Annotated in this window: 23 protein-coding genes; 15 read left to right on the top strand and 8 right to left on the bottom strand. The window is 65.0% G+C overall.

Annotated elements, in window-relative coordinates:
* Positions 1-6: 6 nt before the first annotated feature.
* Positions 7-585 (bottom strand): MarR family winged helix-turn-helix transcriptional regulator, encoded by a 579-nt coding sequence (locus XH84_RS25815; RefSeq protein ID WP_128920213.1) that lies wholly within the window; start codon positions 583-585, stop codon positions 7-9.
* 705 nt (positions 586-1,290) lie between these two features.
* Here XH84_RS25815 and XH84_RS25810 point away from each other — a divergent pair.
* The gene (locus tag XH84_RS25810; RefSeq protein WP_128920212.1) at positions 1,291-2,178 is read left to right on the top strand and encodes a dienelactone hydrolase family protein; all 888 of its coding nucleotides are present in this window, start codon (positions 1,291-1,293) and stop codon (positions 2,176-2,178) included.
* Positions 2,179-2,235: 57 nt separating this feature from the next.
* Here XH84_RS25810 and XH84_RS25805 read toward each other — a convergent pair whose 3' ends face one another.
* Together XH84_RS25805 and XH84_RS25800 are read right to left on the bottom strand one after the other, a co-directional pair.
* Positions 2,236-3,504 carry a serine hydrolase domain-containing protein gene (locus XH84_RS25805; protein WP_128920211.1) on the bottom strand — a complete coding sequence of 423 codons (1,269 nt, stop codon included), beginning with the start codon at positions 3,502-3,504 and terminating at the stop codon, positions 2,236-2,238.
* Between the two features lie 119 nt (positions 3,505-3,623).
* Positions 3,624-4,472 carry an SDR family oxidoreductase gene (locus XH84_RS25800; protein WP_128920210.1) on the bottom strand — a complete coding sequence of 283 codons (849 nt, stop codon included), beginning with the start codon at positions 4,470-4,472 and terminating at the stop codon, positions 3,624-3,626.
* A gap of 144 nt (positions 4,473-4,616) precedes the next feature.
* Here XH84_RS25800 and XH84_RS25795 point away from each other — a divergent pair, with 144 nt between their 5' ends.
* Positions 4,617-5,372, top strand: coding sequence for an HAD family hydrolase (locus tag XH84_RS25795; protein ID WP_128920209.1), 756 nt, complete (start codon positions 4,617-4,619; stop codon positions 5,370-5,372).
* A 24-nt stretch (positions 5,373-5,396) separates the two neighbouring features.
* Here XH84_RS25795 and XH84_RS25790 read toward each other — a convergent pair whose 3' ends face one another.
* Complete coding sequence (locus XH84_RS25790; protein WP_128920208.1) at positions 5,397-5,804, bottom strand: nuclear transport factor 2 family protein; 408 nt, start codon at positions 5,802-5,804, stop codon at positions 5,397-5,399.
* Between the two features lie 98 nt (positions 5,805-5,902).
* The gene (locus XH84_RS25785; protein WP_164936355.1) at positions 5,903-7,387 is read right to left on the bottom strand and encodes a mannitol dehydrogenase family protein; all 1,485 of its coding nucleotides are present in this window, start codon (positions 7,385-7,387) and stop codon (positions 5,903-5,905) included.
* Positions 7,388-7,530: 143 nt separating this feature from the next.
* On the opposite strand from XH84_RS25785, the gene XH84_RS25780 reads away from it, so the two are divergent.
* From XH84_RS25780 to uxuA, 6 genes are all read left to right on the top strand, one after another.
* Positions 7,531-8,340, top strand: coding sequence for a FadR/GntR family transcriptional regulator (locus XH84_RS25780; RefSeq protein WP_128920206.1), 810 nt, complete (start codon positions 7,531-7,533; stop codon positions 8,338-8,340).
* An 85-nt stretch (positions 8,341-8,425) separates the two neighbouring features.
* The gene (locus XH84_RS25775; protein ID WP_430641960.1) at positions 8,426-9,391 is read left to right on the top strand and encodes a sialic acid TRAP transporter substrate-binding protein SiaP; all 966 of its coding nucleotides are present in this window, start codon (positions 8,426-8,428) and stop codon (positions 9,389-9,391) included.
* Between the two features lie 203 nt (positions 9,392-9,594).
* Positions 9,595-10,173, top strand: a complete 579-nt coding sequence (locus XH84_RS25770; RefSeq protein WP_128920205.1) for a TRAP transporter small permease — start codon at positions 9,595-9,597, stop codon at positions 10,171-10,173.
* 4 nt (positions 10,174-10,177) lie between these two features.
* The gene (locus tag XH84_RS25765; RefSeq protein ID WP_128920204.1) at positions 10,178-11,584 is read left to right on the top strand and encodes a TRAP transporter large permease; all 1,407 of its coding nucleotides are present in this window, start codon (positions 10,178-10,180) and stop codon (positions 11,582-11,584) included.
* Positions 11,581-12,630, top strand: coding sequence for an L-idonate 5-dehydrogenase (locus XH84_RS25760; protein WP_128920203.1), 1,050 nt, complete (start codon positions 11,581-11,583; stop codon positions 12,628-12,630). The genes XH84_RS25765 and XH84_RS25760 overlap by 4 nt, the downstream gene beginning before the upstream one ends.
* Positions 12,631-12,645: 15 nt before the next feature.
* Complete coding sequence (gene uxuA, locus XH84_RS25755) at positions 12,646-13,836, top strand: mannonate dehydratase (RefSeq protein WP_128920202.1); 1,191 nt, start codon at positions 12,646-12,648, stop codon at positions 13,834-13,836.
* A gap of 133 nt (positions 13,837-13,969) precedes the next feature.
* On the opposite strand, the gene XH84_RS25745 is transcribed toward uxuA, so the two are convergent.
* Positions 13,970-14,908 carry a LysR family transcriptional regulator gene (locus tag XH84_RS25745; protein ID WP_128920200.1) on the bottom strand — a complete coding sequence of 313 codons (939 nt, stop codon included), beginning with the start codon at positions 14,906-14,908 and terminating at the stop codon, positions 13,970-13,972.
* Positions 14,909-15,118: 210 nt separating this feature from the next.
* On the opposite strand from XH84_RS25745, the gene XH84_RS25740 reads away from it, so the two are divergent.
* The 6 genes from XH84_RS25740 (at position 15,119) to XH84_RS25710 (ending at position 21,195) form a co-directional block, all read left to right on the top strand.
* The gene (locus XH84_RS25740; protein WP_164936353.1) at positions 15,119-16,198 is read left to right on the top strand and encodes an ABC transporter ATP-binding protein; all 1,080 of its coding nucleotides are present in this window, start codon (positions 15,119-15,121) and stop codon (positions 16,196-16,198) included.
* 34 nt (positions 16,199-16,232) lie between these two features.
* Positions 16,233-16,958: an HAD family hydrolase gene (locus XH84_RS25735; protein ID WP_128920198.1), complete on the top strand. Its 726-nt coding sequence runs from the start codon at positions 16,233-16,235 to the stop codon at positions 16,956-16,958.
* A gap of 8 nt (positions 16,959-16,966) precedes the next feature.
* Complete coding sequence (locus tag XH84_RS25730) at positions 16,967-18,274, top strand: NAD(P)/FAD-dependent oxidoreductase (protein WP_164936368.1); 1,308 nt, start codon at positions 16,967-16,969, stop codon at positions 18,272-18,274.
* 23 nt (positions 18,275-18,297) lie between these two features.
* Positions 18,298-19,347, top strand: coding sequence for an ABC transporter substrate-binding protein (locus tag XH84_RS25725; protein WP_128920196.1), 1,050 nt, complete (start codon positions 18,298-18,300; stop codon positions 19,345-19,347).
* A gap of 193 nt (positions 19,348-19,540) precedes the next feature.
* A complete protein-coding gene (locus XH84_RS25715; protein ID WP_181769564.1) occupies positions 19,541-20,413 on the top strand; it encodes an ABC transporter permease in 873 nt (290 codons plus the stop codon).
* Entirely contained in the window at positions 20,410-21,195 is a 786-nt protein-coding gene (locus tag XH84_RS25710; RefSeq protein ID WP_128920195.1) for an ABC transporter permease, read from the top strand. The genes XH84_RS25715 and XH84_RS25710 overlap by 4 nt, the downstream gene beginning before the upstream one ends.
* 48 nt (positions 21,196-21,243) lie before the next feature.
* On the opposite strand, the gene XH84_RS25705 is transcribed toward XH84_RS25710, so the two are convergent.
* Positions 21,244-21,894, bottom strand: coding sequence for a TetR/AcrR family transcriptional regulator (locus XH84_RS25705; protein WP_128920194.1), 651 nt, complete (start codon positions 21,892-21,894; stop codon positions 21,244-21,246).
* Between the two features lie 204 nt (positions 21,895-22,098).
* Positions 22,099-22,794 (bottom strand): aspartate/glutamate racemase family protein, encoded by a 696-nt coding sequence (locus tag XH84_RS25700; RefSeq protein ID WP_128920193.1) that lies wholly within the window; start codon positions 22,792-22,794, stop codon positions 22,099-22,101.
* A 1,001-nt stretch (positions 22,795-23,795) separates the two neighbouring features.
* Here XH84_RS25700 and XH84_RS25695 point away from each other — a divergent pair.
* Entirely contained in the window at positions 23,796-25,457 is a 1,662-nt protein-coding gene (locus tag XH84_RS25695; protein ID WP_128920192.1) for a thiamine pyrophosphate-binding protein, read from the top strand.
* Positions 25,458-25,459 lie beyond the last annotated feature (2 nt).

Here is a 25,459-nt window from a genome sequence, read left to right as displayed (position 1 = left end):
CGCCTTCTATTGGCGATGATGCTCGAAGCTGGTGCATAGCAGATCGACCTCCGCCTCCGCGATCGGCGAGCGAAACAGGCGGCAGCTGAACTCGGCCGTCGCCTTGCTGTCCATGGCGGTGCGCTCTTCCCGGAGGAAGATGCATCGCTTGCAAACGTCGGTGTGGTGCCGCTGCTCGGCTGTGTCCGACTGATCCAGCACGTGCCGGAACGTGTCGCGGAAGCGGATCTTGACCTCGTCGTCGAGCACGGCAATCGCCTCGACCAGAACGTTGACGGGGTCGCGCACCAGGAACTTCTTGCCCTGCTGCGTCACGCTCAGCATCACCGAGCGCTTGTCGGTGGCCGAGCGTTTCCGCTCGAGATAACCGAGCCGCTCGAGCTCCCCGATGATGAACGATGCGGTGCCACGCGTGGTGCCGACGTAACTTGCGAGCGCCGAAGGCGTCCGGGAGAAGCGGTTGGCGCGGGAGAGGAATCGCAGCGCCATCCACTCGCGGTCGCGCAAGCCGTGCTTGGTGCCTTCGAACCACAGGATTCGTGCGACCTGCTCCAACAGTTCAATCGATTCACGAGCCAAATTCATTTCGGTTCCAGGTCGGATAAAGCTTTATTCAATTGAGCCTTGGGTAGCGCAGTCTGAGGGACGGGAATGAAGTCCCCACTTGGCCCTTCGTCCGTTGCCGAACGGCGAGCCTCGCGCGGGGAAGAAGCTCCGTTGCCGGAGATGGAACTTCCGGACGTGGAACTAGGCGTCACAAAGAAAGTTCGAGTAAATCGCACGGCTCGATTCATCTGAAAATTTCAATCAAATGACGGCGGCTCGCCCGTGATCTGACGGTCGTGCGCGATGCCTGAGCAATATGATTGTCATTGTGGCCATTGCGGCGTCCATTTGTTGCGGGCGAGCGTGTCGAATGCGCAAACATGTGCATCGCCTGCGGCGCCCGGCGGTGGGATCGGCCGGGAGAGAACCATCTTTCTCGGTTAATGGATGTTGCGATGCGGCGCAGCTAGACGGTTAAGTCCGCACGCGAGCGATCCAGGGAATGTCAGCGCGTCGCTGGAAATCGAGCAAGCAGCGCCGTTCAGCGTCACACGTGGAGCATTGGCAGCCTCTGTTGGGCAACATGCTCGAGCTCTACGACCTCATCACCTGCAGCGTCTTCGCCCTCCGGGGGCCGGCCTGAAAGCGCGGTTGCTCGCAGGCTGGTGATTTGCGTTTCGCCGGCAAGTATTGGCGAATGCGTCGCCCGGGGCATCAGCATAAGCGGCAGGGAGGGATAGACCGATGAGCTTCGAAACCACCATGACATCCGACGTCGTCGGGTTGACGAAAGTCGCCCCGGTCTCGCGCCGCGGCTTCATGAGCGCCACTGCGGCGGTGGCGGCCGGCTACACGCTTGCGGCCGGGCCCGTGCGGGCCGAGGTGATCACGACTGACACCAATGGTCTCCAGGTTGGCGACGCCAAGATCAAGGTCGGCTCCGAGGAAATGCCCGCCTATTTCGCCCGCCCTGCCGGCAACACCAGGGCGCCGGTGATCGTCGTGGCGATGGAGATTTTCGGCCTGCATGAATACATCAAGGACGTGACGCGGCGCCTCGCCAAGCTAGGCGCCTTCGCCATCGCGCCAGACTATTACTTCCGCAAGGGCGTCGACCTGACCAAGATCACCGAGCTCAAGGACCTCTTGCCGATCGTCAATGCCAAGCCGGACGCGGAGCTGCTGTCCGATCTCGACGCGACGGTGGCGTGGGCGGGATCGCAGGGCGGTGACACGGCCAAGCTCGGCATCATCGGCTTCTGCCGGGGCGGCCGCACGGTTTGGGAATATGCCGCCCATAGCGGCACCCTCAAGGCCGGCGTTGCCTTCTACGGACCCGTGGTCGATCCCGCCAATCCGCTGTGGCCGAAGAGCCCGATGCAGCTCGCGCCCGAGATGAAGGCGCCGGTGCTCGGCCTCTACGGCGCCGCCGATACCGGCATTCCCGTCGCACAGGTCGAGCAGATGAAGGCGGCGCTCGAGCAGAACAAGAAGACGGCCGAGTTCAAGATTTATCCGGAAGCGCCGCACGGCTTCCATGCCGATTATCGCGGCAGCTACCGCAAGGACGCCGCGGAAGATGCCTGGAAGCAGGCGCAGGCCTGGTTCAAGAAATACGGCGTGTTGAGCTGATGCTGAAGTTCAAGGGCGGCCTTGGCGCCGCCCTTTCTCTGTAAAATACCGCAGGTCTCACTTCGTCATCGCGCCGTAGACGATGTCTTGTACCTGCTCGCGATAATATTTCCTGAGCTCGCCGGGTGCCGCCGTTCCGACCACGACCACGAGACGTTCCTTCGGATCGCAGAAGAACTGCGTTCCGTAGGCACCGTTCCAGGTAAACTCGCCGGGATTGCCGGGGACCGAAGACAGCCCCTCGCTGGTGCGAACCGCGACTGCAAGGCCAAAGCCGAAGCCGGCGCGATGCGGCTCGACATTGGCCACATTGTTCTTGATCTCGGGACCGAGATGGTTGGTCGTCATGTGATGCACGGTGCTCGGCGAGAGGATGCGCTGGCCGTCGAGCTCGCCGCCGTTGAGCAGCATCTGCCCGAAGCGGAGGTAGTCGCCGATCGTCGCGAACGAGCAGGCGCCGCCGCAGTCGAACTTGGTCGGATTGTCCAAAAGCTTGATGGCTTGCGGTTTGCCCGTTAGCGGATCGTTGGCGAACGGGCGGGCGAGGCGAGGGCGCTGCGCGTCGGTCGGGTGGAAGGTCGCGTCCTTCATGCCGAGCGGCTGCCAGACGTTGGCGGCGAGGTAGTCGCCGAGCTTCTGCTCGCTCACCTTCTCGATGACCGCGCCGAGCACGTCGATCGAGAAGCCGTATTCGAACTCGGTCGAGGGCTGGTGCGCCAGCGGCAGTTTGGTGATGCGGTCGATGAAGGCCTGGGTGTCGCCCTCGATCGCCGGCGCGACGCCATCGGGGTATTGCCGCGCCACCGGGCTCGAACTGTCGGGACGGCCGCCATACATCAATCCCGACGTGTGCCGGTAGAGATCGTGGATGAAGATCGGCGAGGCCTGCGGCTCCAGTTTGAGCGAACCGTCGGCCTCGGTCACGCCGACCTTCATGTCGGCAAAGCCGGGATAGTAATTGGACAGCTTGGCCTGGAGCGGCAGCCGTCCCTGCTCCATCAAGGTCAGTCCCGCGACCGCCGCCATCGGCTTGGTCATCGAGGCCAGCGCGAAGATCGCGTCGACCGGCATCGGCGTGCCCTTCTCCGGATCGAGCAGGCCGTAGGCCTTGTAGTGCACCAGCTTGCCGTCCCGCGCGATGGCGACCACCGCGCCGGGCACACGCTTGGCGGCGATCTCGCGCGCGAAGAAATTGTCGAGGCGCGCCAGGCCCTGTTTGGAAAAGCCGACGTCGTCGGGATTGGCTTCGGGCAGTGGCGCGGCGCTGGCCGTGCCGAATGCGACGACGGCAGCCGCCGTCGCGATCATGGCGATCATCTTGTTCATTGCGTCCTCCCAGGCGAGCTCGTTATGCGGTGGCTCGCTCGATGCCTAGATCATGTCCGCACCGACGCGAAGTCAAGCGCGGGCGGGGCATGTCTGGAACGCGCCGGGATGCCGGAACCCTAGCGTCCTTCGCCCGCGCGCCACAGCGCATCGAGGCCGTGCCGATAGGTCGGGTGGACAAGCGTGACGCCGAGCTCGCGCTTCAATTTCGCGTTGGAGACACGGGCGCTGCTGGCATAGAAGCTGCGCGCCATCGCCGACATCTCGGCGGTGGCGAAATCCTCCTCGGGCGGCGGCGGCGCGCCCATCAGCTTCGCCGCATAGACGATCACGTCCTGCGGCGGCGCGGGCTCGTCATCGCAGACATTCCAGGTGCCGCCGCTTTCGTGGCGAATGGCGGCCATGATCGCACTCGCAATGTCGTCGACATGGATGCGGTTGAAGACCTGGCCGGGCTTGATGATGCGCCGCGCCTTTCCCGCGCGCAGCGTCGCCAGCGCATTCCGGCCGGGGCCGTAGATGCCGGCAAGCCGCAGGATCGCGGCATCGCCGCGCGCAATGTCCATCCAGGCTTGCTCTGCCGCAATCCGCATGCGCGCGCGGTCGAGCGTTGCCTGCGGCGGGGTGCTCTCGTCCACCCAGCCGCCGTCGTGATCGCCATAGACGCCGATGGTGGAGAGATAGACAACCTTGCGGCGGCGCGCCGCCAGCACGTCGCCGAACGCCGCGATGGCGGGATCGCCGGAGCTGCCGGGCGGGATCGACACCAGAAGCACATCGGCATCGCGGGTTTGTTCGACCGTCTCGCGCGACGGAGGGCCGCCCGAAAAGGCGTCCACGTCGATGCCGGCAAGGTCGCCCCGTTGCGCGGGATCGCGCACGGTGCCGGCGAGATGCGAGAAGCTGCCGCCGTGTTTGCGGACGAAATGCCGGGCGCTGTAGCCGAGGCCAAGAATGAAGAGGCGCATGCGTCTCCCTGAAAGCTCGAAGTTCCGTCCGCGCCGTCGCGCGCCTTTCGCTCATAAGAGATTTTTGGGTCCGGCAAAAGATATTGCGATTTGTCTCGTCTCCTGCCGCGGGCGATGTTCGCTTGTCACAGGGAGGCACCGATCATGCAGGCAAAGGCGCTCGCTTTCGCACCGGCGGATGCCAGCGAGCTGATCCGGCGCGCGGCCGCGCTGATCTTCGACGTCGACGGCACCCTCGCCGAGACCGAGGAGCTGCACCGGCAGGCCTTCAACCACGCCTTCGCCCGCCACGGCCTCGACTGGCAGTGGGACCGCGCCGTCTACAAGGACCTGCTACGGGTGACCGGCGGCAAGGAGCGCATGCGCGCCTACCACGCCGGGCTCGGGATCACCCCGCCGCTGCCGGACGAGGACATCGCCGCGCTTCACCGCATCAAGACCGCGCATTATGCCGAGCTGGTCGAAACTGGCTGCTGCGAGTTGCGGCCGGGCGTGATCGAGTTGCTCGCCGCGGCGAAGGCGCGAGGCCAGCGGCTTGCGATCGCGACCACGACCTCGCACGGCAACATTGCTGCGCTGCTGTCGCAGACGCTGGGAGCGCGCTGGGCTTTCGGGTTCGACGCCATCGTCGCCGGTGACGACGTCAGGCACAAGAAACCCGCGCCGGACGTCTATCAGGAAACGCTGGCGCGGCTGAAGCTGGACGCGGCCGACTGCGTTGCCATCGAGGATTCCGCCAACGGGTTGATCGCCGCCTCACGCGCCGGCATTCCGGTTCTGATCACCCGGAGCATGTTTTTCCGCGACGAGGATTTCAGCGCGGCACGGTTCGTGCTGGATGATCTGTCGGAACTCGGGCTCGCCAAACAAGAAACCGAAAAACAACCCCATGCACAGTAGAACACGCCCGCCCGTTCGCCGCGGTCAGTGGACGCGGTGGCTCGTCCTATCGTCCTCAACCTGCTCGACAATCTGCGCGATCGGGCTCGACTGGTGATGCACCAGGCGCCAGTCGTTGCCGACGCGGCGGAAATGGTTCGCCGCGGCCAGAGCGGTGCCGTCGACGATCTCGATGCAGAGCACGCGGGCGCTGTCGCCGTCCACGATCGCCTGCGGCTCGGCGCAGACGATCTGCGGCCGCTCCGGATTCTGCAGGATGTCGCGCCAGCTTCCGATCACCGTGGCGCGCCCGACGATCGCCGGCCAGCCCGGATGGATGCAGGAAATGCCGTCGTCATCGGCCCATATCTGTTCCATGCCGGCGAAGTCGCCTGCTGAAAAAGCGGCGTAGAAGGCCGCGTTTGCGGCGATGATCTTACTGTCCTTTGCCATCGCTCTCGGGTGGGGCAAGGACAGGCAAAAATCAAGCGCGACTTCCGTTCGACTTCGTGTTCGATTTGGACCGCAGTGCAGCATTGCCCGCTCTGTGGTCAAGCCGACACGAGCGACTCCACCGCCCGCCGCGCGCCATCCTTGTAGAGACGGCCGAGGGCCGCGGTCACGGCCTCGCGCAGGCGTGGCTCGGCACCCAGCGGTCCGAACACTTGTCCGACGCCGAGCAGAGCGGGCGCGAGCCGCTCGGCCACAGGTCCCGCCTCACGCGCCAGCGCGGCGAACTCGCCGGCAAGGGGATCGCGCACGTCGATGGCGCGGCCCTGTTCGTCTGTTGCGCTGACGTAGCGCATCCAGCCGGCCACCGCGAGCGCATGCGTTGCGATCGGCAGCCGCCGCGCGAGGCGATCCTGCATCGCGCCAAGCAGGCGCTGCGGCAGCTTTTGCGAGCCGTCCATCGCGATCTGCCAGGTGCGGTGATGCAGCGCCGGATTGGAATAGCGCTTCAACAGCGAAGCGCGATAGGCGGCGAGATCCGTGCCTGCGGGCATCGTCAGCGTCACCGCGGCCTCCTCCATCACCTTTGCTGCGAGGCGAGCGAAATGCGGGTCCCGCATGGTGTCGGCGATGGTCTCAAAGCCTGCGAGATAGCCGAGATAGGCCAGCGCCGAATGGCTGGCGTTGAGCAGCCGCAGCTTCATCAGCTCGAACGGCTTGACGTCGGAAACGAGCTCGACGCCCGCGGCGGCAAGATCGGGTCGGCCCGCCGTGAAGCGGTCCTCGACCACCCATTGCGTGAACGGCTCGGTCATCACGGGCCAGGCGTCGCGTAGGCCGAGGGCGTTCGACACCGCGTCGCGGTCGGCATCCGTCGTTTCAGGCACGATGCGGTCGACCATGGTCGAGGGGAAGGCGGCATTGTCCGCGATCCACTTGCCGAGATCCTTGGAGCGCAGCGCGGCGAACTGCGTCACGATGCGCTGCACGGTGTGGCCATTGGCGGCGAGGTTGTCGCAGCACAGCACGGTGAACGGCGGCAACCCCTGCGCGCGCCGGCGCGCCAGCGCCGCGACGATGAAGCCCGGCGCCGAGCGCGGCGCGTCGAAATTGTTGAGATCATGCACGACGTCGGGATGACGCTCGTCGAGATCCCCGGTCTGCGGCGTATGGCAATAGCCTTTCTCGGTGACGGTGAGCGAGACGATGCGGGTGGCGGGATCGGCCATCCGCTCGACCAGAGCCGCCGGCTTCTCACGCGCGACGACACTGTCGAGCAGTGCGCCGATCACGCGATGTTCGGTGCCTTCGGCGGCGCGTACGGCAAGTGTGTAGAGATGATCCTGCGGGGCGAGGGCGGCGCGCGTGTCCGGGCTGCGCAGGCTGGCCCCGACGATGCCCCAGGAGGAGCTGCCTGCTGCAAGGCAATCGTCGATGACGACGGCCTGATGCGCGCGATGAAACGCGCCGAGACCGAGATGCACGATACCGGGCGTGACGCGCGAACGGTCATAGGCCGGGCGGCGGACGGCCGACGGCAACCGGTCGAGATTGGCGCCGCCAAGACGCGCTGAACCTGGGCGCATGGACGTCTCCCCCTTTGCTTTGCCGCTGCTTGACATGGCGCCCGTATCAGGTCAATGCTTCGGTCAATTGGTAAGACCAATTTTCCAAAATTGGCGGGCCGCGGACTGAATTGCTCCCGCGCGACCCTTTCGGGAGGACCAGCGTGCCGCTGGAAGCTGTGGAGGCGAGACGGCTCTATCGCCAGGTCGCCGATCAATTGCGAAGCCTGATCGACAGCGGCGAGTACGCGGTCGGCAGTCGCTTGCCGACCGAGCGCGAGCTCGCCGAGCAGCTCAAGGTGTCCAGGCCGACCGTGCGCGAAGCCCTGATCGCGCTCGAGGTCGAGGGCCGCCTGCGCATCCGGGTCGGGTCCGGCATCTATGTGATCGAGCCCGCCGCAATCGCCGCGCCCGCAGCCGCGTCCGTCATCGAGGGGCCGTTCGAGCTGCTGCGCGCTCGTGAATTCCTGGAAAGCGCGATCGCCGAACAGGCCGCACGCGTGGCGACGAGGGACGACATCGCCCGCATCGACGCCTCCCTCCTCGCGATGGAGCAGGTCGAGCATCCCGGCGAAGCCTCCATGGTTCACGACCGCGCCTTCCACGTCGCGATCGCCGGAAGCCTCGGCAATGCCGTTCTGGTGCGCGTGGTCGGCGAGCTGTTCGACCAGCGCCTCAACCCCTATTTCGCGCAGCTTGCGCATTATTTCGAGAGCCCTGGCACCTGGCGCACTGCGCTCGACGAGCATCGCGCCGTGCGCGAGGCGATCGCGGCGCATGATCCGGACGCCGCGCGCGAGGCGATGCGAAAGCATCTGGCGCGCTCCCAGGAGCGCTTCGCGCAGAATTTCGGCGCCGAGAAAGCGGCAGGATCCTCTTCCGGGCGGAGCCGGACTTCGCGAGCCCCGGCGAAGCCGGCGGCATCAAAGCGGCCACCGAAGAAGCAGGCCGGGAGCGGTCGCGCGCGGCGGTGATGAGATTGTGTGGTCCGCATCCGTGCCGGGGCGGGCGAACAAGAAGCAGACTTGAATGATGGAGGAAAAGTCGATGTTGAAGAAGATGACGATTGCAGCAGTGATCTCCGCCGCTACGCTGCTGGCTGCGACCAGCGCCGGCATGGCGCAGACCAAGCTGAAATGGGCCCATGTCTACGAGACCTCGGAGCCGTTCCACACCGCTTCGGTCTGGGCCGCGCAGGAGATCGGCAAGCGCACCAACGGGCGCTACCAGATCGACGTCTATCCGGCCTCCCAGCTCGGCAAGGAGGCCGACATCAACCAGGGCCTGTCGCTCGGCTCGGTCGACATCATCATCTCCGGCTCGAGCTTCGCGGCCAAGAGCTTCCCGCCGATCGGGGTGACCTATTATCCCTATACGTTCCGCGATGCCGATCATCTGCTCGCCTACACCAAGAGCGACATCTTCAAGGAGCTCGCCAAGGGCTATGAGGACAAGAGCGGCCACCACATCGTCGCGGTGACCTATTACGGCGTGCGCCAGACTTCGTCGAACAAGCCGATCAAGACCTGCGCCGACATGAAGGGCCTGAAGATGCGCGTGCCCGACGTGCCGGCGTACCTGGCGATGCCGCGCGCCTGCGGCGCCAACACCGCGCCGATCGCATTCGCCGAAGTCTATCTCGCGCTCCAGAACGGCACCGTCGAGGCGCAGGAAAACCCGCTGACCACGATCGAGGCCAAGAAGTTCTACGAGGTGCAGAAGCACATCGTGCTGACCGGCCATATCGTCGATCACCTCAATACCGTGATCGCCGGCGCGCTGTGGAAGAAGCTCTCTGACGAGGACAAGAAGATCTTCACCGACGTGGCGCAGGAAGCCGCCGCCAAGGCCACCGGCGAGATCAAGCAGAACGAAGCCAAGCTCGTCGCCTTCTTCAAGGAGAAGGGCCTGACCGTGACCGAGGTCGACAAGAACGAGTTCCGCGACACCGTGCTGAAGAACGTCGCGTTCGAGACCTTCGGTTATCGCAAGGCCGACTGGGAAAAGATCCAGGCCGTCAAGTAAGTAAGACCCTCATGGTGAGGAGCGCGAAGCGCGTCTCGAACCATGAAGGCCCCGATCTCGCCCGGGGCCATCCTTCGAGACGCTTGCTTCGCAAGCTCCTCAGGATGAGGAGCGGAGCAAGCGTAGATAGCAGAACAAAGACGTCATTCCGGGTTCGACGTTGATGCGTCGCCCCGGAACGACGATTGGAGAGAGGTAACCCCATGTCCACCGCCGAAATACACCGGCAGATCACCGCGGACGAGATCGCCCATACCTTCGAGGAGGAGGCGACGCCGAAGGTCGATCTCGGCATCTACGCGTTCGAGGACTGGGTGGCGCTTGCGATCTTCTGGGTGATGGCGCTCGCCGTCTTCCTCCAGTTCTTCACCCGCTACGTGCTCAACGACAGCTATGCCTGGACCGAGGAGATCGCGACCTATTGCCTGATCGGGGTGGTCTTCATCGGCGCCTCGATGTGCGTGCGGCTGTCGCGGCACATCCAGGTCGACCTCGTCTACCGCTATCTGCCGCGGCCCGCGGGGCGCGCGCTGTCGACAATGATCGACCTGATCCGCATCGCCTTCTTCGGGTACGCCACCAAGCTGGTCTGGGTCTACATCCAGATCATCGGCGACGAGCAGATGACCACGATCAACTTCCCCAAGAACTACGTCTATTACGCCGTGCTGCTCGGTTTCGTGCTGATGTTCGTGCGCTCGTTGCAGGCGGCACTGCAGCACTGGCGGCAGGGTTACTCGGTCCTCGAACGTCCCGGTGCCTACGACGGATCGGAGATTTGACATCATGCTGCTGTTGCTCGGAGGTTTCCTCGTCCTGATGCTGCTCGGCGTTCCCGTGGCGGTCGCCATGGCCGCCTCGTCGCTGCTCTACATCCTGGTCAGCGGCGTGACGCCCGACGTGACGCTGGCGCAGCGCATGATCGCCGGCGTCGAGAGCTTTCCGCTGCTCGCCGTGCCGTTCTTCATTCTCGCCGGCAACCTCATGAACATCGCCGGCGTCACCGGGCGCATCTATAAATTCGCCGTCGCACTGGTGGGGTGGATGCGCGGCGGCCTCGGCCACGTCAACATCATCGGCTCGGTGATCTTCTCGGGCATGTCCGGCACCGCGATCGCGGACGCCGCCGGCCTCGGCACCATCGAAATCAAGGCAATGAAGGACCACGGCTACTCGACCGAGTTCTCGGTCGGCGTCACCGCGGCTTCGGCGACGCTCGGCCCCATCATCCCGCCGTCGCTGCCTTTCGTGATCTACGGCATGATGGCGAACGTCTCGATCGGCGCGCTGTTTCTCGGCGGCGTCATTCCTGGCGTTGTCCTGACGCTGTTCATGATGGCCACCGTGACCTATTTCGCGCACAAGAACAAATGGGGCAGCGACACGCCGTTCTCCTGGCCGCAGCTCAGCTCGGCCGGCCTCGAGATCGTCGTCGTGCTCTCGTTCCCGCTCGCGATCTGGCTGATGGTGATGGCCGGCCTCTCGGTCAACGTGTCTGTGGTCATCGGTCTCGGCACGCTGCTGGTGATCGACTGGTACTTCGACTTCTCGGCGGTGATGGCGCTGATGGCGCCGGTGATCCTGATCGGCGGCATGACGCTCGGCTGGTTCACGCCGACGGAAGCTGCGGTTGCCGCCGTGATCTGGTCGCTGTTCCTCGGCCTCGTCCGCTACCGCACCATGACGCTGCAAACGGTGGCGAAAGCGACGTTCGACACGATCGAGACCACGGCCTCGGTGCTGTTCATCGTCACCGCCGCCTCGATCTTCGCCTGGCTGCTCACGGTGTCGCAGGCCGCGCAGACGCTCTCGGACTGGATGCTCAGCGTCACCCACAACAAATGGGTGTTCCTGGCACTCGCCAACGTCCTGATCCTGTTCGTCGGCTGCTTCATCGACACCACAGCAGCGATCACCATTCTGGTGCCGATCCTGCTGCCGATCGTGCTCAAGCTCGGCATCGATCCCATTCACTTCGGCCTGATCATGACGCTGAACCTGATGATCGGCCTGTTGCATCCGCCGCTCGGCATGGTGCTGTTCGTGCTCGCCCGCGTGGCAAGACTCTCGGTCGAGCGCACGACGGTGGCGATCCTGCCCTGGCTGGTGCCGCTAATGCTGGCGCTGATCGCGATCACCTACATTCCCGAACTGACCCTCTGGCTGCCAAAATACATGGGACTCTCCAAATGACCTCGATCGCTCTTGCCGCAACCCTGTTCGGTCCCGAAGATCTGCGCATGATCGAGCATCCGCTCGACAAGCTCGCAGACGGCATGGTGCGCATCCGCTTCGGCGCCGGCGGCATCTGCGGATCGGACATGCACTATTTCCGCCATGCCCGCACCGGCGATTTCGTGGTGAAGTCGCCGCTGGTGCTCGGCCACGAGATCTCGGGCGAGGTCGTGGAAATCGCAGGCGCCGCAGCCAATCTGAAGGTCGGTGACCGCGTCGCGATCAACCCGTCGCGCTGGTGCGGCCATTGCGTCGCCTGCCGCGAGGGCCGGCCGAACCTCTGCGAGAACATCTACTTCATGGGCTCTGCGTCGAAGACGCCGCACATGCAGGGCGGTTTTGCCAATTATTTCGACGCGATCCCGGCGCAGTGCGTGAAGATTCCCGATCACGTCTCCTACCAGGCCGCGGCGCTGGCCGAGCCGCTCGCCGTCTGCCTGCACGCGGTCGCGCGCGCCGGCAATATCGAGGGCAAGCGCGGCATCATCTTCGGTGCCGGCCCGATCGGGCTTCTGACCATGCTCGCCGCGCGCCGCGCCGGCATGACCGACATCACGGTCGCCGACATCGCGCCGGCGCCGCTCGCCTTTGCAACCCGGCTTGGCGCTTCGCACGTCGAGAATATCTCCGGCGGCGAGGAAGGGCTCAAGGCGCAGGCGGCCTCGCGCCCATACGACGTTGCATTCGAGGTCTCCGGAACCGCCGCAGGCCTTGCCAGCGCGATCGGCATCGTCAGGCGCGGTGGCATCGTGGTGCAGATCGGCAATTTGCCGGGTGGCCAGATCCCGACGCCGTCGAATGCGGTGATGGCGAAGGAGATCGACCTGCGCGGCTCGTTCCGCTTCGGCTTCGAATTCGCAACCGCCGTGGAACTGATCTCCAATGGCAGCGTCGACGTGCTGTCGCTGGTCACCACCGAGCGGCCGTTGTCGACCGCGCCCGATGCGCTGCGGCTGGCGCTCGACCGCTCGCAGAGCGTCAAGGTCGTGCTGACCGCGGACTGATCGGAGACAATGCCTATGATGCTGGAGGGATGGCGCTGGTACGGGCCCGACGATCCCGTGTCGCTGGACGACGTCAGGCAGGCCGGGGCGAGTGACATCGTCTCGGCGCTGCATCAGGTGCCGATTGGGGAGGCCTGGACGCGCAAGGCGGTCGAGGAGCGCAAGAACTTCATCGAGCGCGGTCGACCCGGCCGCTCGCGATTGACCTGGTCGGTGGTGGAATCGATTCCAATCCCCGACGACGTCAAGCGCCTGGGGGCTAAGGCGACGAAGTCCACCGAGGCGTGGATCGCGAGCCTGGAGGCGGTCGCGAGCGCCGGCATCAAGATCATCTGCTATAACTTCATGCCGGTGGTCGATTGGTGCCGCACCGATCTCGAATGGGAGCTGCCGAACGGCGCCCGCGCCATGCGCTTCGACCAGGAGCGCTTTGCCGCCTTTGAGCTGCACATCCTCAAGCGTCCTGCGGCCGTGCAGGAATACTCGCCCGAGCAGCAGGCGCGCGCCAAGAAGCTGTTCGACCAGATGAGCCAGGCCGATATCGACTATCTGGTCATGGTGATCGCCACCGCGCTGCCGGGCTCGACCACCGAGCCGATGACCATCCCGCAATTCCGCGATCGGCTGGAGACTTATCGCGACATCACGCCAAAGATCCTGCGGCAGCATCTCGCCGAGTTTCTGGCGCGCGTGACGCCGGTGGCCGAGCAGCTCGGGGTGTCGCTGACCCTGCATCCGGACGATCCGCCGCGGCCGCTGTTCGGTCTGCCGCGCATCGCCTCCTCAGCCGACGATTATCAGGCGCTGTTCGATGCGGTGCCGTCGAAGGCCAACGGCATCTGCCTGTGCACGGGCTCGCTCGGCGTGCGACCCGAGAACAATTTGCCTGAAATGGCCGAGCGCTTCGGCCCGCGCATTGCCTTTGCCCACCTGCGCGCCACCAAGCGCGAGGCGGACGGGCTGTCGTTCTACGAGTCCGATCATCTCGACGGCGACGTCGACATGGTCGCGGTGCTGAAGGCGCTCTTGAAGGAGAACGCCCGGCGGTCGTCGGACAAGAGGATCGTCTTCCGTCCCGATCACGGCCACCGCATGCTCGACGACCTCGCCGCCACCAAGCGCACCAACCCCGGCTACACCGCCATCGGCCGTCTGCGCGGTCTCGCCGAGCTGCGTGGCGCGATCCGGGCGATCGAGCATCGGTAGGGCCAAAGCTCTCTCCACATCGGCATTGCGAGCGCAGCGAAGCAATCCAGAATCCCTCCGCAGATAGACTCTGGATTGCTTCGCTGCGCTCGCAATGACGGGGAGGGAGGGTGCCTCACCCAACACCGCCTGCCTAGTAGCACGCTTCCATCGCGCCGAGCTTCGGATAGAGCCGGTCGATCGCGGCGATCTCGCTTGTCATCTGCGCGATGATCCAGTCGCGGATCTCGGCGGCGATGGGGCGCATCAAGCGATTGCGCGGCGGCAGGAATTCGCAGACCCGGCGCGTGGTGGTCAACCGGTCGGAGGCCGGCACCAGAGCGCCGGTCAATAACCAGTGCGAGGTGACCGTCAACCAGCCGAGCGCGATGCCCTGGCCGAGCAGGGCGGCCTGCACCACGACGGCGTAGTCGGTGAAGCTCAGCGCCTTGGCCGCGCCGCGGCGCCCTGTGAGGAGCGATGCGTAATCCGCGGCCCAGTCGCCCGGCGTCTCGGCAAGGCGGATGATGGTGTTGCCCTCGGTGGGATCGGTTTCGCCGAGATAGCTGGGGCTGCACATCGGCAGCATGACTTCCCTCATCACGAGTGTGCCGCCCGACGACGGCTCCTCGCGATCGCGAAAGCGCATGCCGAGGTCGACATTCTCCACCGGCCCGCGCAACGCGCCGGAGATGAGCTGGAAGCGCAGATCGACCTGCGGAAATTGCTTCTGAAGCTTGTCGATGCGCGGCATCAGCCAATGCGTGGTGAAGGCTGACGAGACCGACAGCGTCACCGTCTCGGTACCCTTGCGGCGCCGCTCGATCTCGACGAGACCGCTCTCGATACTGCGAAAGCCGTCGAGCACGCGGCGATACAAGAGCTCGCCTTCCTCGGTGAGCACCGCGCGCCCCGCGGTCCGGTCGAACAGGCGAACGCCGAGATGCTCCTCGAATTGTCCGAGCATCCGGCTCACCGCCGGCTGCGTGACGTTCAATTCGGCGGCCGCGGCCGTGAAGCTGCCATTGCGCGCCGCCGCGTCAAAGACGAACAGGGCGTTACTGGAAGGCAGCATCCGGCGCAGCTCGGGCATAACCCCATGTTATGGGCCGCGTGAGAATTTGGCAATTGCCGAGTTTTGCCAAGTCTGTTGTCATTGCCATCACTGCCTGAAGACAGGGCTCACGAGAGAAGATTTGGTGCGGCGCACGCTTCGATCAAGAGTGCTCACATTCCCTCTCTATAAAGCAGGCTTATGGCGCGCAGTGAGGCACGCCGTTACAGGGATGGGCGAGGTCGATCGTTGGACAAACGAGCGGAAAGCGTCGAGATCAGATCCGCGAGCAAGGCCTATGGCCCCGTCCGCGCCCTCGACGACGTCTCCCTCAATGTCGGCGCCGGCGAGTTCGTCTCGCTGCTCGGTCCCTCCGGCTCGGGCAAGACCACGCTGCTCGGAATTTTGGGCGGCTTCACCCTGCCGTCGTCAGGCACGATCCTGTTCGGCGGCCGCGACGTCACCTACATGCCGCCGCACAAGCGCGACATCGGCGTCGTGTTCCAGAACTACGCGCTGTTCCCGCATATGAGCGTCGGTGAGAACGTCGCCTTCCCCTTGCGCGCCCGCCGCCTGCCGAAGGCGAGCTGGGCCGACAAGGTGCGCGCAGCGCTCGGCATGGTCGGGCTCGCCGGCTACGAGGAGCGCGGCATTGCGCAGCTCTCCGGCGGCCAGCGCCAGCGCGTGGCGCTCGCGCGCGCCATGATCTTCGAGCCGCGGCTGATCCTGATGGACGAGCCGCTGTCCGCGCTCGACAAGCAGCTGCGCGAATCCATGCAGATCGAGCTGCGCGCGCTGCACCGGCGCATCGGCGCCACCATCATCTATGTCACCCATGACCAGCGCGAAGCTTTGACCATGAGCGACCGCGTCGCGGTGATGAAGGACGGCCGGCTGATTCAGATCGATGAACCCGAGCGCCTGCACGATCATCCCGCCGATTCCTTCGTCGCGAGCTTCATTGGCGAAGCGACGATGCTCCCCGTTCGCCGCGTCGATGCCTCTAGCGTCGCGCTCGGCAATGCGCTGCTGCGCAGCGGCCGCGCCATTCCCACAGGCGCTGCCCTGATGCTCGCCGTGCACAGCGAAAAACTCCTGATCGACGACGGCGCGCAGGACGCCGCCTGCAACCGGCTGACCGGCACGGTCACCGACATCGTCTACCAGGGCGAGAGCCTGCGCATCTTCCTGGCGCTCGAAAGCGGCATTGCGCTCAGCCTGCGCCAGCCGGCCTATCACCAGGCCTACGGCCGCATTCCGCCGCTCGGCGGCAGCCTCACCGTCACCCTTCACCCCGAGGACACCATCGTCGTGCCCAGGGTGGACTGAACTCAAGTCTTGTCCAACCGAGAGAAGAAGCGAAATGTCGTCCCCAGCCTCGTTCAGCAATTTCAAGGTTCTCACCTTCGACGTCGTCGGCACATTGATCGATTTCGAGACCGGCGTGCTCTCCGCGGTGCGCAGGATCGCGGGCAAGACGGCGGCCGAGCTCAGCGACGATCAGATCTTCGAGCCCTACAAGCGCGGCCGGGACAAGCATTACGGGCGCTCCAGCGAGGCGATGTTCCACGTCTATCGCCACCTTGCCAAGGAGCTCGGGCTGCCATCGGATGATGCGTCCTGCGAAATGTTCCAGCTTGCCGTGCTGCGCTGGGGACCGTTCTCGGATTCGGTCGAGGCGCTCAAGCGCCTGCGCACGAAATTCCGCTTGGTGGCGATGACCAATGCAGACCGCGTCGCGCTGTCCTGCTATGCCCACGCGCTCGGCGATCCCTTCGACGACACGGTGTGTGCCGACGACACCGGCGTTGCGAAACCCAATCCTGAATTCTTCGCCTACAACAGGGGGCGCCAGTCCGCTTTCGGCTACAAGCAGTCCGACATTTTGCATGTCGCGCAGAGCCAGTACCACGACGTCGGGGTCGCGCGGAAGCTCGGCTACAAGGTGTGCTGGATCGAACGTCGCCAGGGCATCGCCGGCTTCGGCGGCACGCCGGCGGTGGAGACGCTGACCAAGCCGGATTTCCATTTTCCGACGTTGAAGGCGCTCGCGGACGCGGCCATCGGGGCCGGAAGCCTAGATCCATGAGCACGGGCATGACACGGGACTGGAGCGCGCTGCCCTCGGCCAACTCGCTGTGGGAAGCCACGGCGGCGCCGGCGCGCGATTTTCCCGTGCTGTCGGGCGAGCACCAGGCGGATGTGGTGATCGTCGGTGCGGGATATACCGGCTTGTCCGCGGCGCACCACATCGCCAAGAGCGGCCTGTCGCCAATCGTGCTCGAGGCCAACCGTCCCGGCTGGGGTGCGAGCGGCCGCAACGGCGGCGTGATCACCGCAAAGTTCCGCCTGTCGTTTCGCGAGGTCGATGCCGCACATGGCCGCGCCATGGCACGGCGCATGTACGAGATCGCGCATGAATCGACTGATATGGTCGAGGAGCTCGTCTCCGAATTCGACATCGCCAGCGCGGCATTGACCCGCACCGGCCAGGTCAAGGCCGCGCATAACGAGACGACGCTCCGGTCCGCGATCGACGAAGCCAACTGGATGACGCGCGAGATGGGGTCTGCCGAGGTTCGCATCCTCGACAAGAACGGGGTGCGTGACGAGACCGGTTCGGACATCTTCGTCGGCGGCGTGCTCAATCCCGGTTCCGGCGGCATTCATCCGCTGAACTATCTGCGCGGCCTCACCGACGGCGTCGCGCGTCGCGGCGTCTCCATCTTCCAGCAGTCGCCCGTCATCAGGCTGCGGCGTGAGAAGGACGGAATCGTCGCCGAGACGCCACGGGGAGCCGTGCGAGCAAAACAGGCGATCATCGCCACCAACAGCTATTCCGACCTCACCGGCGCCACCGCGCACATGCAACGCACGCTGATCCCGTTCCGCAGCGCCATGGTCGCGACTAGGCAGCTGCCGCGCAATCTCGCAGGTCGGCTGATGCCGACGGGGCGCACTTATACCGAAACCAAGCGCATGATGCGCTGGTTCCGCATGGTCGATAACCGCGTGATCTTCGGCGGACGCGGCGCCTTCGGCAAGCAGGATTCGCAAGTCGCGTTCGACGCTTTGCGCAAGGCGATGGTCGGCATCTTCCCTGATTTGGCGGACGTCCCGCTCGAATACAAATGGTCGGGCCTGGTCGCGATGACACTGGATTCGGTGCCGCATATCGGCCGGCTCGACGACCGCACCCTGGTCTCGCTGGGCTACAACGGCGCGGGTGTTGCGATGTCGAGCCTGATGGGCCGCTATCTCGCCGCTTTCGCGCGCGGCGAAAGTCCCGATGTGGGCCTGCTCGATATCAGGCGCATGAAGACGATTCCGTTCTATCCGCTGCGTGAGCCCGCCGTGCGCATGGTCGCCGGCTGGTACCAGTTTCTCGATGCGATCGGTCGGTGAGATCTCTATTGGAGGAGGCGAGAATGACGGCGATACGAAATTTCGGATTCGGTTGCGCTCTGGTGGGTGCAATCGCGCTCAGCGGCACCGCGGCTGATGCCGCCGAGCAGATCACCTTCGTCTCGCAAGGCGGGGCCTATCAGCAGGCGCAGACGGTGGCGATCCTCGATCCCTCCGCCAAGAAGCTCGGCATCACTATCAACCAGGATTCGATTCCCGACGCCTGGCCGGCGATCAAGACGCAAGTCGGCAGCGGCAAGCCGATCTGGGACGTGGTCGACACCCCGACCGGCTATTGCCTGCGCGGCGGGGAGCAGGGGCTGATCGAGAAGCTCGACTTCTCGAAGATCCCCAACGCTGCGGCGATGCCGGAGGCGTATCGCAGTCTTTACTCCGTCTCCTACGAATTCTATTCCAGCGTGCTCGCCTTCAGCCAGAAGACGTTCCCGAAGGATGCACCGAACAGCTGGGCGGATTTCTGGGACGTGAAGAAATTCCCGGGCCGCCGCGCGTTGCGCAACCATCCGATCGCCACGCTCGAGGCGGCGTTGATGGCCGACGGCGTCGCGCCGGACAAGCTCTACCCGCTCGACGTCGACCGCGCCTTCAGGAAGCTCGAGGAGATCAAGCCGCACATCACGGTGTGGTGGACCTCGGGCGCCCAGTCGGCGCAGCTGCTCAATGACGGCGAGGTCGACATGGAGATGGCCTGGAACGGCCGCGTCAGCGCCGTCGCCAAGGAAGGTGCCAAGGTCGCCTTCACCTACAACCAGGGCATCCTGCAGAGCACTTCGCTCTGCATCCTCAAGGGCGCGCCCAATCTCGCCACCGCGGTCAAATTCCTCAACGAGGCCGTCGATCCCGTGCACCAGGCCAATCTGCCGCTGCACATCGATTACGGTCCGGGCAATCCCAAGGCGTTCGAGACGAACGTGATCAAGCCTGAGCGTGCGGCGCAATTGCCGAGCGAGCCGGCGAACGCGGCCAAGCAGGCGCTGATGTCCTACGCCTGGTGGTCCTCGCCTGCCGGAGAAGCCGCCGAGAAGCGCTGGGCGTCCTTCATGCAGAAGTAAGTATAGTCGTGATGAGCGCGAGTCGCACCACTGCCGACGCTGCGCTCCCTCCCCCGCTTGCGGGGGAGGGTTGGGGAGAGGGTGTCTCCGCGAGAAAGAATCCCCAAGAGGACAGAACCCTCACCCGGACCGCTTTCGCGATCCGACCTCTCCCGCAAGCGGGAGAGGTGCAGCACCCGAGATGAGCGAGCTTATGCTGACGACATCAGTGCCAGATCCCTCCCAAAAGCATCGGCGCCGCGAGCACGGCCTGATGCTGGCATTGGTGTCGCCGGCGCTGCTGGTGATTCTGGCGCTGATCGTGCTGCCGGTCGGCTGGCTCGCCTGGCAGTCGATCTACCATGACGGCTTCACGCTGGAGAATTATCGCCGCGTGTTCACGGAAGACGTCTACTGGCGCAGCTTCGCGCTGACCTTCGAGATCAGCCTCGCGGTCACGGGGATCGCGCTGCTGCTCGGTTATCCCGTGGCTTATCTTGCCAACTCGGTGCCGAAAGGATGGAGCATCCTCATCCTGTCGCTCGTCGTGCTGCCGTTCTGGACCAGCGTGCTGGTGCGCGCCTATGCCTGGCTGGTGCTGCTTCAGCGCAGCGGCGTGATCAATCAGCTCCTGCGCAATCTCGAATGGATCTCCGAGCCGCTCGCGCTGGTCCACAACACCTTCGGCACGGTCGTCGCGACGGTGCACATCCTGCTGCCCTTCATGGTGCTGCCGCTTTATGCGACCATGCAGAAGATCCCGAACGAGCTGATGCAGGCCGGCGCCAGCCTGGGCGCAAGCCCGTCGCTAACCTTTGTCCGCGTGTTCCTGCCGCTGTCGCTGCCGGGCGTGCTGGCGGGCTGTACCATGGTGTTCGTGCTCTGCCTCGGCTTCTACATCACGCCGGAATTGCTGGGCGGCGGCCGCACCGTGATGGTGTCAATGCTGGTGAGCCGCAATGTCGAGCTTTACAACCAGTTCGGGGCCGCGAGCGCCGTCGCAGTGGTGCTGCTCCTCAGCGTCCTCGCGATCTTCGTCGTCGTCAGCCGTTTCATCTCGCTCGATCGCGCGTTGGGGCAGAAATGACGCGCTCCGCGGCCGCAAGCATCGTCCTCTATGCGATCAGCGCGCTGGTGCTGGTCTATCTAATCCTCCCCATTCTGATCATCGTGCCGATCTCGTTCTCCAGCGCGCGCTTCCTCACCTTCCCGCCGCCGTCCTTCTCGCTGCGCTGGTATCAGCAATATTTCGCCAACCCGGCCTGGATGCAGGCGACGCGGGTGACGCTGACCGTCGCAGTCCTGACCGTCCTGATCGCAACGCCGTGTGGGGTGGCTGCTGCCTACGCCATCAGCCAGTCGAAGCTGCGGATCATGCGCGTGATCCATATGGCGCTGCTGCTGCCGCTGGTGGTGCCGATCATCATCACCGCGGTCGGCATCTTCTTCGTCTATGCCAAGGTCGGCCTGGTCGCCACCATGCCCGGCCTCGTGCTGGCGAATGTGATGCTGGGATTGCCTTACGTCGTCATCTCGGTGCTGGCGGGCTTACAGAGCTTCGATCCGGCGCAGGAGATGGTGGCGCGCAGCCTCGGCATGAACCGCCTTCGCAGCTTCTTTGCGGTGACGCTGCCGCAGATCAAGTCCAGCGTAGTCGCCGGCGGCATCTTCGCCTTCATCTCGGCGGTGGACGAGACCATTGTCGCGCTGTTCATCTCGGGCGGCCAGTACCAGCCGCTGACCAAGCGCATGTTCACCGCGCTGCGCGACGAGATCGACCCGACCATCGCCGCGATCTCGACGCTGATGACGGCGGCCTCGTTCATGCTGGTGCTGCTGGCGAGCGCGCGGCAGAAGAAGGGCGGGTGAGGGGAGCGCCGCTCCGCTTTCGGCGTCGTCGCCCGACTTGAGCGCCAGCTAAACCTTCGGCGCCAGCCACGCCAGGATCATCTCCACGATCTGCGTCCGGCTCTTCGCCAGCATCCTGGGCTCGCTCAGGTCGCGATCGAACAGCGCGCCAAAGGTGTGGCGGTTGGCGACGCGGAAGAAGCAGTAGGAGGAGATGGCGAGGTGCAGGTCGATGGCATCGACGTCGTCGCGGAAGACGCCTTCCTCGCGGCCGCGCCTGAGGATGGCGTCGAGGGTTGCGATCACGCTGGCGTTGAGCTGGCGCAGCAGCAGATTCTGCTTCAGGTGCTTGCCGTGATGGATGTTCTCGATTGAGACCAGGCGGATGAAGTTCGGGTTGCGCTCGTCGTGGTCGAAGGTCGCTTCGATCAGCCGACGCAACCCTTCGCGCGCGTCGCAGCTCGCGATGTCGAGCTGGTCTTCCAGCGCGCGGATGCTGCGATAGGCCTCCTCGAGCACCGCGAGGTAGAGCTGCTCCTTGCCGCCGAAATAGTAGTAGATCATGCGCTTCGAAGTGCGCGTCCGCGCCGCGATCGCATCGACGCGCGCGCCGGAATAGCCTTCCGAGGCGAATTCGGCCATCGCCACTTCGAGGATGTCGCGCTTGGTGCGCTCAGGGTCGTTGATGCGCTTGGATGGGGGCGGCATGCGCTCGAGCACTATTGTTTCTCCCGCCAATTTCCACGGATCATCCTGGAGGTGAAGGCAAATTGGGCCGCTTCCGGCGATGACCCAACGTGTATTTTACAGGCGTACGAGTTCGTATACCACAATCCCAAACCAAGCTTACGGCAATCAGAACCATAATCGCGCGCGAGGCGGGGCCCGCCTGTCGCGGTCCGGAGGGGCGCGTATGGCCCTTGATCAGGATCGTCCGATCGCGAAATCCGCAGCCGTTTCCGCGTGAATGGCCGTGGTGTCGAACGTCTCGACCGACGTGTCATCGGGGCCGACCAGCATCGTGATCTCGGTGCAGCCGAGGATGATGCATTCCGCGCCGGCGGCGACGAGCGCGGCCATCACGTCCTGATAGCGGCGACGCGAAGGATCGGCGACGATTCCGAGGCACAGCTCGTCGTAAATGATGCGGTTGACGTCGGCGCGCGCCTTGGTGGGAGGAATCAGCACGTCGAGATCATGCGCGCGCAGCCGATCGACGTAAAAGTCCTCCTCCATCGTGAACCTGGTGCCGAGCAGCCCCACGCGCCGGTAACCTTTCGCCCGAATCCGCTGCGCCGTCGCGTCACCGAGGTGGATGAACGGAACGGTCACGCTGGAGACGATGTCGGGCGCCAGCTTGTGCATCGTGTTCGTGCACAGCACGATCGCCCGTGCGCCGGCACTTTCGAGGCGCCGCGCGACCTCGGCCAGGCTGGCCGCCGCCTCGCTCCAGCGGCCCGCGTACTGCATCTGCTTGATTTCTTCGAAGTCGTAGGAATACAGCAGCAGCGGGGCGGAGTGCAGCTTGCCCAGCCGTTCGCGGACGCGCTCGTTGATCAGCTTGTAATAGAGCGCCGTGCTCTCCCAGCTCATGCCGCCGATCAGGCCGATGGTCTGCATTTCCGATGTCCTCGACGTTGGGGTTCGGCCGGACCATAGACGAAAACGTCCAAGCTCGGTAGCCGTCGCAAAGGCTTGCCTAGCGGGCAACGCGCCTGTGTCGGCCTTTGTCAATCCGCAAGCGCCAAAATATTCCGCTTTGCCGAAATTCGGTTTCGGCGTATGTGTCGCTCATCCTGATCCGGCGAAAGGGGCGGTCGTACGTCGTCACGAGCCGCGGATCGGGGAGCGGTGGACGCAGGCGGCGTCGTGCACGAGAGGCGGGAGCAGGGCGGGATCAACCCCGTGAGGTCCTGCTTCGTGCGGACGAGCGGCGCTGGTGCGTACGGCCAAATCGCGTGGTCCTGGCTGTCGTCGCTACAGCCAAGCCTTGCGGAGGTGCGCCGAGCCCGACCGGGCAAAGCGCGCCGCCAATCCGCGAGGTGACGGAGGCAAGCAGGAACTCGTCTCCGGAGAGAGCGCGCCATACGCTGTCAAACATCGCGCAGGGAAGGCCGGACGTTTCGGCTTCACCTGTTGATCCGTTGTGCCTATGCGTGTGCATCTGATTGCACGGCGGACCGAGGGTGCCAGCCGGCGCCCGGCCTTCCCTGCGCCCTTTCATTCTGAGGGCGTGACGCGAAGCGCAAAACTCGGGCGGAAAGCGCCGCGAGGATGCGAAGGCGTGTCTGCAGCCACACACGCGCTGTCATCGCCCGGCTCGACCGGGCGATCCAGTAATCTGAGGCCATTTGAATCAAGGCTGCGGCGTACTGGATTCCTCGCCCCCGTGCGCAATTGCGCACTAGGCGGGGAATGACAGCGTCATTTGAAGGACCATCTTGTCAGCTCATACACCGTCATTGCTGTCACGTCATCGCGAACGGGTGGTCGTGCAAGGAGCAGGGATCGGCATGCCGCCTGCGCAGGCTATGATCGGCTTTCGAGCTTGCGCGCTCTCCCGGCCTGTCTTACGCAGTTCCCGAATAGTAGCGCATCGCCAAAGCCTTGAGGGAGCCGACATGACCATCCGCAACACCCGCACCGGCGGCCAGATCCTGATCGATCAGCTCGTCGCGCAAGGCGTCGAGCGCGTCACCTGCGTGCCGGGCGAGAGCTATCTGGCCGCGCTCGATGCGCTGCATGACAGTCCGATCGACGTCATGATCTGCCGCGCCGAGGGCGGCGCGGCGATGATGGCGGAGGCCTATGGCAAGCTCACCGGGCGGCCCGGAATCTGCTTCGTCACCCGCGGTCCTGGCGCCACCAATGCCAGCCACGGCGTCCATATCGCCATGCAGGATTCGACGCCGATGATCCTGTTCGTCGGTCAGGTCGATACCGGCATGCGCGAGCGCGAGGCGTTCCAGGAGCTCGATTACAAGGCCGTGTTCGGCGCCATGGCGAAATGGGCGGTCGAGATCGACCGCCCCGACCGCATTCCGGAGCTGGTGGCGCGTGCCTTCCGCGTCGCCATGCAGGGCCGCCCCGGTCCTGTGGTGATCGCGCTGCCGGAGAACATGCTGACCGAGACCGCGGCCGTTGCCGATGCCATGCGCATCGAGCCTGCGGTGAGCTGGCCTGGGCCGGCCGATCTCGAAAAGCTCGGTGCCATGCTCGCGGGCGCCAGGGCGCCGCTGGTCATCCTCGGCGGCTCGCGCTGGACCGACGAGGCGACCAAGGGCATCGCGCGCTTTGCCGAGCGGTTCGACCTGCCGGTCGCGACCTCGTTCCGCCGGGCCTCGCTGATCGATGCCGATCACTCGCATTATGCCGGCGATCTCGGCATCGGGCCGAGCCCGGGCCTGAAGGCGCGCATCGATAACGCCGACGTCATTCTCCTGATCGGCGGCCGCATGTCGGAAATGCCGTCCTCGTCCTACACGCTGTTCGACATTCCCTCGCCGAAGCAGAAGCTGATTCATGTGCATCCAGGCTCGGAAGAGCTCGGCCGCGTCTATCAGCCGGAGCTGGCGATCCAGGCGTCGCCTGCCGCCTTCGCTGCCGCCGTCGAGACGCTGAAGCCCGCGGGCGCAGTGGCCTGGAAGGGCGAGGCCGCCAAGGCGCATGCCGATTACCTTGCCTGGACCGACAAGGCGCGCGAGCTGCCGGGCACGTTCCAATACGGGCAAGTCATGACCTGGCTGCGCGACCGGCTGCCGAAGGACGCCATCGTCTGCAACGGCGCCGGCAATTATGCCGGCTGGATTCACCGCCATCACCGCTTCCACAGTTTTGCGGCGCAGCTGGCGCCGACCTCGGGCTCGATGGGCTACGGCGTGCCGGCGGCGGTGCTTGCGAAACGGCAATATCCGGATCGAATCGTCGTCGCCTTTGCCGGCGACGGCTGTTTCCTGATGAACGGCCAGGAGTTCGCGACGGCCGTACAGTATGACGCGCCGTTGGTCGTGATTGTCGTCGACAATTCGCAATACGGCACCATCCGTATGCACCAGGAGCGCGACTATCCCGGCCGCGTCGTCGGCACTCAGCTCAAGAACCCTGACTTTGCGATGTATGCGAAGGCGTTCGGCGGTCATGGCGAGCGGGTCGAGCGCACCGAAGAATTCGCGCCGGCGTTCGAGCGGGCGCTGGCCTCGGGCAAGCCGTCGATCCTCCACTGCATCATCGATCCCAGAGCGATCTCGGTCGGCAAGGATTTTACGCCCGCGGTGAAGGCATAAGG

It is taken from the genome of Bradyrhizobium nanningense, assembly GCF_004114535.1.
GTDB lineage: Bacteria > Pseudomonadota > Alphaproteobacteria > Rhizobiales > Xanthobacteraceae > Bradyrhizobium > Bradyrhizobium nanningense.
Note: the sequence above shows the minus strand (reverse complement) of the source record. Positions and strands in the feature narration are given on the sequence as shown.